At 39.0% G+C, this 14,046-nt stretch carries 8 protein-coding genes; 1 reads left to right on the plus strand and 7 read right to left on the minus strand.

Annotated elements, in window-relative coordinates; translation table 11 throughout:
• Positions 1-4: 4 nt before the first annotated feature.
• From MM236_RS07370 to MM236_RS07390, 5 genes are all read right to left on the minus strand, one after another.
• Positions 5-1,210, minus strand: coding sequence for a glycoside hydrolase family 88 protein (locus MM236_RS07370; RefSeq protein WP_241274314.1), 1,206 nt, complete (start codon positions 1,208-1,210; stop codon positions 5-7).
• An 18-nt stretch (positions 1,211-1,228) separates the two neighbouring features.
• A complete protein-coding gene (locus tag MM236_RS07375) occupies positions 1,229-2,530 on the minus strand; it encodes a BNR repeat-containing protein (protein WP_241274315.1) in 1,302 nt (433 codons plus the stop codon).
• A gap of 1 nt (position 2,531) precedes the next feature.
• Positions 2,532-3,740 carry a DUF2264 domain-containing protein gene (locus MM236_RS07380; RefSeq protein ID WP_241274316.1) on the minus strand — a complete coding sequence of 403 codons (1,209 nt, stop codon included), beginning with the start codon at positions 3,738-3,740 and terminating at the stop codon, positions 2,532-2,534.
• 234 nt (positions 3,741-3,974) lie between these two features.
• On the minus strand, positions 3,975-5,648 hold the full coding sequence (locus MM236_RS07385; RefSeq protein WP_241274317.1) for a RagB/SusD family nutrient uptake outer membrane protein: 1,674 nt from the start codon (positions 5,646-5,648) through the stop codon (positions 3,975-3,977).
• A 12-nt stretch (positions 5,649-5,660) separates the two neighbouring features.
• Positions 5,661-8,630, minus strand: coding sequence for a SusC/RagA family TonB-linked outer membrane protein (locus tag MM236_RS07390; RefSeq protein WP_241274318.1), 2,970 nt, complete (start codon positions 8,628-8,630; stop codon positions 5,661-5,663).
• Between the two features lie 327 nt (positions 8,631-8,957).
• On the opposite strand from MM236_RS07390, the gene MM236_RS07395 reads away from it, so the two are divergent.
• Positions 8,958-10,112 (plus strand): helix-turn-helix domain-containing protein, encoded by a 1,155-nt coding sequence (locus MM236_RS07395; RefSeq protein WP_241274319.1) that lies wholly within the window; start codon positions 8,958-8,960, stop codon positions 10,110-10,112.
• A 200-nt stretch (positions 10,113-10,312) separates the two neighbouring features.
• Here the strand turns inward: MM236_RS07395 and MM236_RS07400 are convergent, their stop codons facing one another.
• Entirely contained in the window at positions 10,313-12,280 is a 1,968-nt protein-coding gene (locus tag MM236_RS07400; RefSeq protein WP_241274320.1) for an alpha-L-arabinofuranosidase family protein, read from the minus strand.
• Positions 12,281-12,597: 317 nt separating this feature from the next.
• Positions 12,598-13,989, minus strand: coding sequence for a glycoside hydrolase family 88/105 protein (locus tag MM236_RS07405; RefSeq protein WP_439648011.1), 1,392 nt, complete (start codon positions 13,987-13,989; stop codon positions 12,598-12,600).
• Positions 13,990-14,046 lie beyond the last annotated feature (57 nt).

Here is a 14,046-nt window from a genome sequence, read left to right on the forward strand (position 1 = left end):
TTAATTATTTTGATAGGTTTTTATATCTCTTAATTGCTTCCAAGAAGTAATAATCTCCATAAGTCAAAGGTGTGTCCACTTCCGTGTTCTCTGGAATATGTCCTACGCCATGCTTGAGGATAAAACCACCATTTGTCTTTGGTTCTGCCAAATAAGGGGCAGAAGAAAGAGATGACAACATGGTTTCTGCATCGGAAAAGTATTTTGTGGAGGCTTTATTATCTACGAATGTAGATAGCTCAAAAAGTGCTGAAGCTATGATAGCACCTGCGGAAGAATCCCTCAAAGCATCCGGAATATTTGGAGCATCAAAATCCCAATAAGGGATTTTATCTTCGGGGAGATTTGGGTGATCCAAAATCAAGTTGGCAATGTTTATTGCAAGGTCGAGGTATTTCTCATCTTTGGTAAATCTGTACATCACAATATAGCCATAAAGGCCCCATGCTTGACCTCTAGCCCATGCAGAATCATCAGCATATCCTTGTGCTGTGTGCTTTTTGTTTACCTCGCCAGTTTGTGGGTTATAGTTGACTACATGGTAAGTGCTGTAGTCCTCACGGAAATGATTTTTGATCGTATTGTCAGCATGAGTGATGGCAATATCTCTGTAAGATGGATCTCCAGTCTCTTCAGATGCCCAGAAAAGCAATTCAAGATTCATCATATTGTCTATGATCACCAAGTAATCACCTTCCTTCGAGTCCCAAGATTTTATCAAACCTACTTTTTCATCAAATCTTGAACTCAAAGACTTTGCACTTTGAATCAAGATCTCCTTGTAATCATCTTCTGGGGCAATATCCAGTGCATTTCCAAAACTGCAGAACATCATGAACCCTAGATCATGCGTAGTCGTATTATGCTTTTCTTTTTCAAGAACTTTCATGATTCTCTTAGCTTCGGCTAAAAGTTCGGCATCCTTGTTTTGCTCATACATGTAAAGCAAAGATCCAGGGTAAAACCCACTACACCACCAGCCAGAACCTGAAGTCTCAAGTTTGTCATTTTTTGCATGGTAAGTTTTTGGGAATTTGTTTTCAGGCAGGATTTCCATCATCAATTTATATTGATTTGAAGCCTGAAATATGACATCGTCCAATTTAGCACCCAAATCGGACTCTTGCGCAAGTATATTATTACTTTTGACCTGACAATTCGAAAAAACAATCGAAGACAGTAAGATAACTAGAGAATAAAGCTTTTTCATTTTTAAACTTTTATGATTTTATTGATTGTGATTTAATTCTATAATTCGAACAGTGCTTGACTTTCCCTCAGCGATTCCTTCCCCATCGATTTGTTCTACATTTTGCACAAACAAATGTAGCGATTGCATCTTTTTCCAAAGTGAAATATCATAAGTTGGCTCCCATTGGCCGACTGGATCATTTGTCAAATCTCTGATATCCCATTTTGATTTGTTTTGATATACAAGGGTTACCTTGTTGTCTCTTTCTTCATCCCTATAGATGATATAGATCTTTTGCTGATCATCCACAAGCACCTGAGGCCTGGAAATAGGGATTCTTTTGGTTCCTCCACCGCCGAGGTAGAAAGGTTGAGTCCTGTGGTTTGGGCTTGCTTTTTTCCATGATCCATCCTTTAGGTAGATCACTTGGAGCTGAGGAATTTCTTCATCTGCCCAATAAGTGACGATATATGGATTGCCATTATTATCGGCCGTCATACCTGTTTGATTGATTAGGCTACTCTTCTGGGGAATTTTCCAAGCATATTCAGCTGAACTTTCTGTAATTGGGAGCTTGTATTTTTCTCCCGATGATTTTTCCCAAGTCAATCCTTGATCTTTGGATACAGCATAGGCCATGTCATGATTGGTCGATACATCCCAAGACTCTCTCCAAACCCAACTTAAGTGGATATTTCCCAGTTGATCGACGTAAGACTGCCAATAAGCACTTCTTTTGTCTTCCCCATCAATCAAATTGGTATGGATTTGCTGCCAAGATTTTGATTTCAAATCATATTTATTAATCAACAAATTGCCTCTTCCTGAAGATCCTGACCTGTACATGAATATCAAATTCCCATCTGGTAATCTGTGGAATTCGGGATAGGTGACTTTTGATTCCCCTAATCCTGTCATGCTTTCTTTTTCTCCCAACTCAAGACTCAGTGGATCCTTGCTTTTGGCATATCTTAATTCATTGTCATGATGATCCCAGGAGATATGGAGATATCCTTCCCCATCCAAGGCAATGCTGATGGAATTGTGGGCATCGTTAACATTTCCTTTGTATGCTGTTTTGTTTAGCTCCCATGTATCTGATGACAATTCCCTTTTGCCAAGCACGACAAATCCTTCTGGATCGTAGTAGGCAATAAACTGAAGCTTGCCATCAGAATCCAAAGAATTCCTTCTGAAGATAACTGTATTGATAGAATTATTTGCCCAACCTTCTCCAACATTACTTGTGGTGATTTGAGCCTTTTCTAACTTTTGCACTTGACAAGAAGATGCTATAAGCAAAAGCAGCAGAAATGAAATTTTAATTTTGTGGATCATTTCAAAGTGCTTTGTCAATCACTGCCTTTTTTCCACCCCAGATTTTCTGCTGTGTCCATTCTTCTTTAGGCTTTGCCCAAAAATCTGAAGAAGCAGGCAAACCTAGAACCAAGAAGGCTTGCGAACATAAATATAGGCTTCCTGTAGAAATATAAGGCTCTGCCAATTCGGGTTGATTGCCATGAAAACCAAGTTTCAACCAGCCATTTTGATCAAACATTGAATCAGACTGCATGTGTTTGTCCACAATTGCCATCAGGGCTCCACGAACTTGTGAGGGAGCAATTTCCTTGGGCAACTCCTCCCAAAGGGCTATTTGGGAAAGTGCTTGAAATGCGCCAAACCTATAGGCCATGGATCTTCCAATTACAGGATAAGTTCCTTCTGGCGAAATCAATCTTTCTTGGATTGCGGCATATCTTCTAGCTCTTTTGAGGAAAATCTCAAATTCCCCTTTGTTTCCTTTTCCTACTTCCAGCAATGTCTTAGAGATATCCAAAATCATCGGCTGAATCACGAAGCTATTATAATAGTCATAATGAAAATCAGGACCATCACCATAGACGCCATCTCCAAGATACCACTCTTTATGCTTGTTGAGGGCATAGGCTATTCGCACTTGGTCACCTTCACCGTCAAACTTGGTCAAAGCTGCTTCTACCATGGCAGTAAAAAGCAGCCAATTACTGTAATAAGGAGTGATACTTCTAGATGATTTTAAAGCTTCAATTGTGTTCTTTTTGGTTTGGGAATCAAGCCTGTCCCAGAGTTGGGTGGGTGCACGTAATAAGCCTTGGGCTAGAAATGCCGCATCCACCAAAGGCTGACCACCTTCTGTAAAGTTCATAAAATCCTTTGCATTGGGATCTGTGGCATTTTTGAGCGATTGGTGAACCAGAATGATGTATTTTTCTCTCAACTTACCTTCCTCCGTATCATCAGGGCCAAGTTCCAACCAAGGAGCCATCCCAGACACAAGTCTTCCAAAAGCTTCGAGGTAAGTCACTTTATCCCTATCTCCATAAGCATTTGGAGCGGTCTCCACAGGCATATTTTCTTTGAGCTTATCCTGACTTAGGTTTGTCAAAACCGGATCTGCTATTTTGGTAAGGTGGGAAATAAAGGCTTTTCTATCTTCTTGATTATTCGCTTGGGCTGAGCAGATTATCAAAAAAAGAACTACGGTGTATAGTAGGTTTATTTTTTTCATTTTTGAAATTAATTTTTTTTGGAAAAAACCCCCACATAAAATACACTGAAGGGTTTTGGCTAATTTGAAGGAAATTCTTAGAGTATAAAAGAATTCTTTAGTGAAATAAATATGCAACTACCAGACAGAGCCTGGTAGTTGCTATAGTTACAATAAACCCTAATTTTTTACTTTTTTAGACCTTAATAATGATTTTGTAGAAGAAAATAAATTTTACATTTCTTGATTTTGAAATCAATAGCCTTCATTTTGCTTCAATTCTGCATCTTTATTCAGATCAATTTCAGATTGAGGGATTGGCATTTTCATATGGAAATTTTGGAGACCATCAGTCGTTTCAATTTCACCATTTGCCAAAGGACTTGTGCCAGTCAATCTTCTAGCCCTTTCCACAAGCGTTCCTGTCCTCACCAATGTCATCCTTCTGTTTTCTTCTGCCAAGAGCTCTCTGGCTCTTTCATCTAGAATAAAATCCAATGTTATATCAGCAGCTGTTACTAGTGGAGCATTGGCTCTCTGTCTCAACATGTTGATATCAGCAGCAGCACCTGCCAAATCTCCTTTAAGCAATCTTGCTTCTGCTCTTAGAAGATAAGTCTCTCCCAATCTCATTACTATAAAATCCTTCCACATTGCATATCCAAAGGGATCTCTGCTATCAAATTGTCCCCATTTCATTGAGTATGGAGCCATTCTCCAAATGGTATCTGCAGGGAAAATTCTGATTACATTTCCATTTGTAAGTGTAAACTCACTGTTAACCCCATAAGGAACCTCTTGCCCTCTGATGTTATTGTATGCACTTCCAGAATTGTTGAAGTAAAGCTTTCTCTTGATGTTATACTCCGAGTTTCTCATATCACCATCATCATAGAGACCATAGAGAACCCAGTTATTTAATCTCACTCTGGCAATACCTCTACCCCCGAGAGAATCAGCAGGCTCCATCCCAGGAATATCATAATATCCCCCAACCCAAATTCTTCTCTGTTGTGGAGCACCAAATCCCCCATTTGCAACATCAGCAGGGTTTTCCATCTCCACTACCCAAATGCCTTCTGTATTCCCTTGGTTTCTTCTTTGATTTCCTAAAATAAACATGTCCGAAAACGGATCTCCTGGTCCGCTTGCATTTACACCATATCTTTGATTGACCAAGGTATACCTACCACTATTGATGATCGCACTTGCTTGTGCCTCTGCATCTTCTGGTTTGTTAAGCCTAAGATAAACTTCAGCCAATAATTGATGGGCCATCATTTTGTTGATTCTACTTTCATAAGAAGCAGACCCTGCATTTGGGAGAAACTCGGTTGCAAAAATCAAATCTTGCTCTATTACTGCATTCACTTCGTTGATTGGTGTCCGAACGAAGTCGGTTTTTGGAGCTGTCAAAGGTTCTGTCAGTAGGGGTACATCCCCATAAAGCGTTGCCAGCATATTGTAAGAATGTGCCCTAAAAAAACGCGCTTCCGCATTGAATGCGTCCTTTTCTGCATCAGTCATCCCAGCGGGATTGTTGTTTTCTGCATTGTAGATCAAAATATTGGCATTGTTGATCATTCTATAAAGTGCACTCCAGGTTTTTCTGGAAGCCGGATCCAAAGAGTTCATTTGGGAGTAACTGAAATAAGGCCTGGCATCACCATTTGATCTTCCAGAGGGTGCCCACAGTATATCAGTTCCTACATGCCAAATGCCTTGTAAAGTCTGATCTTGATCATTGGTGTACACGGATACAAACTGTCTATGCAAACCAATTGCTGCTGCATCAAAACCCAACTTGTCATTCAATGATTCAGGAGCATATCTATCCAGTACATTTTCGTCCAAGAAAGAGTCACTACATGCTGTATTGGAAAATACCAATACACATAATATTCCTATATAATTTAGTATTTTTTTCATTGTCTTAAGATTTTAAAGTGTCAGGTTGATACCAAGTGAAATAGTGCGAACCAATGGGTAATTATTGGTCCAACCATCAGAACCTCTAGGAGCATAATTCATCTCAGGATCCCATCCTACCCATTTTGTAAAAGTGTGCAAGTTTCTACCTGCCATGTAAACCGTCAAACCCTCAATATGGTATCTAGACAGAAATTCTTTTGGAACGGTATAACTCAATCTCACGTCTTTAATTCTCAAGAAGCTAAAATCCTCGGCAAATTGATATCCTCTATAATTTCTAAATGCTCCAAGCCCAGGCCAGTAATTGTCCTGATTTTCAGGAGTCCAATAGCCAATTTCTTGTGGAATATTTCTCCTTCCAGCTTCATCTGCATAAGACAAGTCCCTATTGATTTTGAGTCCGCCTTTCACTGCCTGAAGGAAGATGCTTAAGTGAAAGTTTTTGTACCTGAAATTATTCGTCAATCCACCAACCCATAGCGGGTCTCTTTGACCAAGCACCATTCTATCCTGATCATTGATAACTCCATCGCCATTCTGGTCTTTAAATTTCAAGTCTCCGGGACGCGCCACAGGGTCATGGCCTGCCACTTCTTCACCTATTTGCCAGATCCCAGTTTTTTCATAATCAAAAATCACCCTAAGGGGCTGTCCTATAAACCAGCCGTTTCCAATATCATCCCTGCCATCTCCATAGAGATCCAAAATTTCATTTCTATATCTGGAATAATTAAAATTGGTTTCCCAAGTGAAGTTCTCATTTTCAATATTCACGGTGTTCACGGTAAATTCAAAACCTAAGTTTTGCATTTTACCTAAATTCACCCATACATTTTGGTAACCCGTAATGTTTGGTAAGTTTCTTTCTAATAAAATGTCGTGTGTTTTTGATTTGTAAACTTCAACCGTACCTCTCACCCTATTTTGGACTACCCCAAAATCCAATGCCAAATTGGTAGAAGTAGTTGTTTCCCAATTTAGGTTTGCATTCCCCAATCTATCATAGATAACTCCAGTAAGAGGCGATCCATTAAATGGAAGAAGGATTGTATTGGCCGTAGTAGCTGTTCGATTGACAGGAATTGCCATATTTCCGGATTGACCATGTGACAACCTAAGCTTCAGCTCTCCAACTGAACTGGCATTGGCCATAAAGCCTTCATTGTGGATATTCCATCCCAAAGCAACAGAAGGAAACAATCCATACTTATTTGTATTTACTCCAAATGCGGAATATCCATCTCTTCGAGCAGTCGCAGTTAACAGGTATTTGCTCTTGTAAGAATAATTCACACGAATCATCTGTGAAAGCATTGTATAACCATTCCCCTCCGAATCTGCCAGTTGGGTAGATCCTGCATTCAAGTCATAAAATGACAGTGCGTCATTGGTAAATATCCTTGATCGACTATCATTTCTGAAATAATCCACTTGTTGTGCACTATATAAACCGGTAAAATTGAGGCTATGCTCTCCTATTTGTTTTGAATATGTCAAAATGTTTTCCAATACCCAATTGGTTGTTTCACTATTCCAAATGTGTGCTGATCCATTCAAATCAAAGGCTCTCCTTCCAACATATTCAGCAAACCTATTGATGTTATAGGTATAGTTCCCATTAAGTCTATAAGTCAATCCCGGAATGAAGCCGGGTGTAATATCCACATAAGCACCGCCTGACAAGGTCTTTCTTCTGTCTTCCCTATCGATAGTAAGTCCCAACATTGGGTTTAGAAACAATTGCTCAGGAGCCATTGGGAAGATATTGTATTCCCCATCGTCATCCGTTGGTCTAGAGTATGGACTCATGGCAGACGCAAGCAACAAGTTGACTCTACCTCCATCTTGATTTCTGTCAGTAAAAAAGGCACTTGTTCCTACCTTGATGAAATCATTGATTTTTGCATCGATATTGGTCCTAAATGAAGCCCTTCCAAATTGGTATCCTTGAACTACCCCTTCTTGATCCACTTTGGATCCTGACACAAAGTACTGGACATTTTCAGTTCCCCCAGAGATGCTTAAGTTGTGTTCTGTAATCCTTCCTTGCTGGGTAGCAACATCCATCCAATCAGTAGTGATTCCATTGTTGTAATTCTCCACTTCAGCTGCATTCGGAAGAATATTCGTCATAGACAGGTTGTTTGCAGTCAAAAAATCCGCATACTTCTGCACATAGGCATCCGGTCCCATGGGAGTCAGCAAGTTGGCGATTCCTTCAAACCCAGTATATGCACTGTAATTTATCCTTGGCTTTCCAGCTGACGTAGAGCCTCTCTTTGTTGTGATCAGGATGACCCCATTAGATCCCCTTGTTCCATAAATTGCCACCGCAGAAGCATCTTTCAGGATTTCTATAGATTCTACATCAGTTGGACTGATATCATTGATACTTCCAAAAAATGGAGATCCATCCACAACCAAAAATGGGCTTGTTCCAGCAGTAATAGAATTTACCCCTCTAATCTGCATCCCTCCCGTACTTCCCGGAACAGAAGAGCCTTGTGTCACCATCAAGCCAGCTGTAGTTCCCTGGATTGCTTGGGTAATATCAGTTACAGGAAGATTTGATAGTCTGTCTTTGGGAACTGATGCCACTGATCCTGTGATATCAGATCGCTTTTGGGTACCATAACCAACTACAACAACTTCATCCAGCTGACTGATGTCTTCTTCGAGCGAAACTTCAATAAAGCTTTTGTTGGTAACGCTTATCTCCTGTGTAGAAAATCCAATAAATGACACTAAGAGAACTGCGTTTGGTGAGCTTACCTTTATATTGAAATTCCCATCAATATCTGTAACTGTTCCATTGGTTGTGTTCTTTTCTACAATAGTAACCCCTGGGATGGGTTCGCCATTTGTGGCTTCTTTTACAACTCCATCGATTGTGATTGTTTGGTTTTGTGCTTCAGTAGAAGGTACTACTGCCAAAAAACAAACGAAAAGGATAATTATCCTTCGTATTAGTTTATTCATAATTAGATTGGGTAAATGTTAATGATTTTTTTAAGTTTTGTTGATACTTATCAACACTTGATTTTAAATTACTTCGTCTCTACTTGCGTTTTTTCATATACATTTGGACTATATTTTTATTTTCTGGTGACTTAACTAAGACTCAAAATTAAATTCCTTCAATTAGTTGTTTGACGATCTTTGATTGATGTAATGTTTGTAATTAAAAATTAAAAATCTAAATTTAACGGACTTTTAACGGTATCTTTAACCGTTAAAACATATCTCAAAATCCTTGTAAGGGCACTTTGGATGTGTTAGACTCAAAACCCAAAACAACTCCCCCACATGGAACAGCCTGAAAAACTACAAGCACTACAGCATGTTCTTGAACATAAACTATTCTCAAGGTCCCCTTCGACAAGCATGTTGCTGAAATATCTTGTCGAAGCTTCGATAGCCAATAAGGATTTGAAAGAGAATACGATCTCAATGGAGCTCTATGGAAAGGATTATGCTGACGAAAAAAGTGCAGCACACATGAGGGTAAATATCTACCATCTTCGCAAAAAACTAGAAAAATATTACAGTTATGATGGTAAAAATGACGAGATCAAACTCGAAATAAAAAAAGGACAATATCAAGTCGAGTTTAATGAGCGCTCAAAAGATCCAGAAATTATCACTCGCACAAGAAGAAAAAAGAGGTATTTTTTTATGGCTGGCGGTATTTTTTTGACAGCTATATTGGCCTATTTCTCTTTTTACAATAAAAATACTCCTCTCTGGCAACCTTTTTTTAGCAATTCTAAGTCCACTACTTTATTTATTGGAGACTTCTTTGGGATCATGGGAAATACCGTGACTGGGAGAAATGGATGGAATAGAGACTATGAAATAAATAACCTCCAAGATTTTTATGAATTTTTGGAGCAAAATCCAGATAAAAAAGAAAATATTTACCCTGCAAACTATCCTTATGTCACTGGAATGGCTGCAAATGGCACCATGAATATCTCTAGACTTTTTCATTCAAACAAAAATGATTTTGACATTCGCTTTACTTCCCAAACATCCATAAAAGATATTTCATCAGTCAATTCGATCTATATCGGTCCTGTGAAAAACAAAAATATATTCCTCGATCTTTTCAATGACAATAATTCAAAATTCAAAATTGATCAATACACAATCACCTATAAAGATGCTGCTGCTGAAAGGGATACGTTGATCAATCTTAGCATTGAAGACGGAACTCGATACGAGCATGTAGTCGTATCGAGAATCAAAGGTCCAAATGGTACTGAACAATTTATGTTTTTCTCCGACCATGACATCGGTGTAAAAGCAACTACCGATAAATTCACTGATATCAATTGGGTAGAAGATGTATTTTACAAAATGATAGGTGAGGAAATCGAGTATTTTACTGCGGTATTCCTGGTAAAAGGCAAAGAAAGAACAAGCTTAGAACTTGAGTTGTTGATTTGGGATAGGTTGTGATCGAGTCGTTTATTGATTCTGTGATTTCAAATATTATGTTTATCCGCAATGACACCAGTAGGAAATTAAAGCAATTCGATCAAGCTGATAATCGTCGACTATTGACAGCAGCTGAATTCTAGGTGTGTACCTAATTAAATGTGGATACTGGTGTGAAAGCGGATAAACATATCAAATATAATTTACTTCAAAATCCTCAATTATATTTTCAGCCTAAATACGTTGACGGATTGTCCTTTTAGGGAAACTTGTATTTTTTTCTTTTGTATGGAAATATCTTTTTCTTCAGGAGCAATCCTTTTTGGCTCTTTTATGCTGTGGGCTGCTGTCAAATCGTCGGATTGCAGTTCTAGCCATTTTCCATTCCCTTTTCCTTTGTAATTTCCGTTTAGCCTTATTGTAAATGCTCTTGTATCGGTATTTGTGTTGACAATTTTGAAAATCAACTCTTTGGTATTTTCATCATAGGTGGAGGAAGCATATATACCTTCTTCACCTGCCAATGTATTCCCGTTCTCTGTTATTTGGATAATTTGGGTTCCTGGATTTGTTGAAAATAATTTTTGCACATAATAATTTGGTGTGGCATAAGAACCCAAATTGTCGAACCAAATCATATCTGGAGCCCACTGCCAGCCATCCACATGCGCCAAAAGTGGTGCATAGGAAGCCAATCTCACAATATCTGCATTTCTTTCCAGCCCAGTCATGAATGCTGCTTCAGACAAAGCTCCCTCCCAATTGTTTCTTTTCAAAGCATCATTTTCGGTAGTCGAATGGGCTGCATATTCTCCTGCGAATACCTTTGGGCCATTTCTATCATAATCATCATACCTGCGGGCATTTTCTCTAAACCATTCAGGGGATTTATAGTAATGCTCGTCAATCAATTCTGCATTTCTCGCTTTGAGTTCCTTCCACAAATAGTCGAATTCATGTCCGTCTGATGAAGGCCCTGATGTAGAGACAATAATTATCTCCGGATAAGCTGCTTTGATTGCTTTTTCGAAGATCTCTGCTCTTTCGATATATTGTGGCCCCCAATTTTCATTTCCTACGCCTATATATTTCAGTTCAAACGACTCAGGGTGTCCCATTTCAGCACGTTTTGCTCCCCAATAAGTATCCGTCGATCCATTTGCAAACTCAATCAGATCTAAGGCATCTTGTACATATTCGTCCAAAGCGGCCAAAGGAACCATTTCCCCTGAATTGTATTGGCAAGCCAGTCCGCAACTCAATATGGGTAGTGGTTCTGCTCCCAAGTCAGCTGCAAGCTGGAAATATTCGAAAAACCCCAATCCAAAAGATTGAAAATAGTCAGGTGCATTTCTGTGGGAAAACTCAATATTCCAGCGGTTGATCATCGTACCACGATCTTTCATTTCACCGATGGTATTTTTCCATTGATAGCGATTCTCAAGGTCAAAACCCTCTACGATACAACCACCTGGAAACCTCAAAAACCCTGGATTCATATCTGCCAACAGCTGCACAAGGTCCTTTCTTAGTCCTCTTTTTCTCCCCATCCATGTATCCTCCGGAAACAATGAAATCATATCAATATCCAACTCACCTTCACCTTCCAATAGTACCTTGAAATTCACACCGTCTGCTGTCTCAGTGGCTTTCAACATTACTTCATAGGATATCCATTCATTTGTCAACTGATTGATCGTCGTTTCTGCCAAGATCTTTTTGCCTTTTGTAATCTGTGCAGTGATGCTCAGATTATCTCCTTTAGCCACTTTAGCAAGGAAAGTCAATCGGTAATTTTCGTTCCCTTTCACTGCCATTCCTCTAAATCCTTCATTGGACATCCCAAAGTTCCCTTGGTCATTCAGTCTTTGCATTTGAAGGTATTTCTTGTTTTTGCTGTCATCTAAATGTGGCTTCGTGTAGTGATAGCCCATGGCTCCATCTTCTTGAATTCTCCTCCAGCCCATAAAAGGTGAAGGAAACTCAAAGGAATAATTCTTGATCATCTCTGCATAGAGTCCTCCATCGGCAGCAAAATTGATGTCTTCAAAAAATAGTCCCCACATATCAGGTGCAATTGTTGCCCCCTTCTTGTTGATATCAATATCCAAATTCTTACTTGGAGCTTGTGCTTGGATTCCTATTGTTGAGAAAAACAGGATTAAAATGGAAAGTAAAGTGAGTTTCATTGTAGTTAGGGTTTATTAATCATCTAATATATGGGCTAAATATAATTAATAAATGTATTTTAAACACTTAAATATTTACTAATATCCGCAATGATTCCATAAAGTCAATTTCCATCAGGTTTTTCACTTGAGATTTTTCTACTCAAAGGCCAATAGAATTCTTCAAATTTTCTGGGTTTGGAAGGATCAAATTTGGGAATGTCAGCCTTTAGGTAATACTTCAAATCAAGCTCAGTATTTACCAATCCCTCTACTACACAAGCTTCCAATTCAAATAAAAAAATAAGGGTGCAAACCTCAATTGCACCCTTATTCTTCTATTTCACCAATAGTTGCAAAGAACTATCGTTGATTTCAAATTCATTTTGCTTTAGTAATCTGATAATTTCAGCTCCAGCAGCTACTACAGGGCCATAGCCATGTGCTGCAAACTTATTGACTGGTCTATGGTAGTAGAATGCTGGGTCAAATGCCATGCCTGTTCCTACACAAGTACCCTCCACTTGTCCTTGCTCATTGACCATGGTGGCTACTGCATTCCAAGCCAAAATAGCCATTGGAGCATGTGCTTTTTCATTGATCCATCCTTCATTGACTGCAGCAGCTATACAATATGCATAGATCGCTGTAGCAGAAGTCTCAAGGTAAGAATCATTTTTGTCCAGCAACTGATGCCAAAATCCCGACCCAGACTGCAAACTGGCCAAACCTCTAACATGCTTTTGCAACAAATCCATGATCATTGCTCTTCCTGGGTGACTTTCTGGAAGCACTTTCAATACTTCGATTTTTGTCAACAAAGCCCAACCGTTTGCTCTAGCCCAATGGAATTCTGGATGTACATCCATATCAGCCACCCATCCATGCATGTAAAGACCTTTTTTCTCGTTGAACATTCTATCTGAGAAAAGTTTAATCTGCTTAACAGCTTCGTCAAAGTACTTTTTCTCGCCTGTTTTCTTTCCCATCTGCGCGATCGCAGGAACGCTCATATACAAATCATCTAACCAAAGCGTATTATCCAATGGCCTATTTCTTGCCAAAGTTCCATCTTCAAATCTAAATTCCTTATTCATAATATAATCCATGAAATTAGAAATCAATGGATCTACATTAGCATCTAAGCCATTGGCTTCGGTCTTGATAAATGAAGCACAAAGTGCTCCACAATCATCCAAAGCTCCCGGAGCGACGATTGAGTGTAGCGCATGTCTTTTGTTCCCCATTTTTTCAAAATGTGGATATAGATCCGCCAAAAACTTCACTCTATTGTTTGTGTAATCTGTGTAAGACTGGTCACCAGTCACTTCTCCTGCCAAAAGCATTGCGGAATAAGTTACTCCCCATTCGTAGCTCAAGAGTCTAAAATCACCTTTTTTCAAAACTGATTTTTCATCAACCTTGCTAAAATCTGTAATTTCAGACCCGCCTTCTTCTGTCAATATGGTCGTGTAAGTAGTATTCTCCAAATATCCTTTTACTCTATCCAAAACAGCTTTCACTTCTGAAACCTCAGGAGCACCATAGGGAGTGGGATAATCTGGTTCCAACAAATGAAGAGGTGTATTGCTGTCATTCATCTCCTTTTCCGCAGGTGGGTTTTCCTGTGTATTGGAATTGTTTTCTGTTTGTGGTTGGCAATTCAAAAGAATAGATGCTGCCAAAAGAAGAATAAGCGGATTGATAATTCTGGTTACAAGGTTGTTCATTGTGCTTTATGTAAAATATATACCTAATATAACCCCAAAAATATGCTTATTAAGCAA

Origin of the sequence: Belliella calami, assembly GCF_022549695.1 — a bacterium.
GTDB classification, from domain to species: Bacteria; Bacteroidota; Bacteroidia; order Cytophagales; family Cyclobacteriaceae; genus Belliella; species Belliella calami.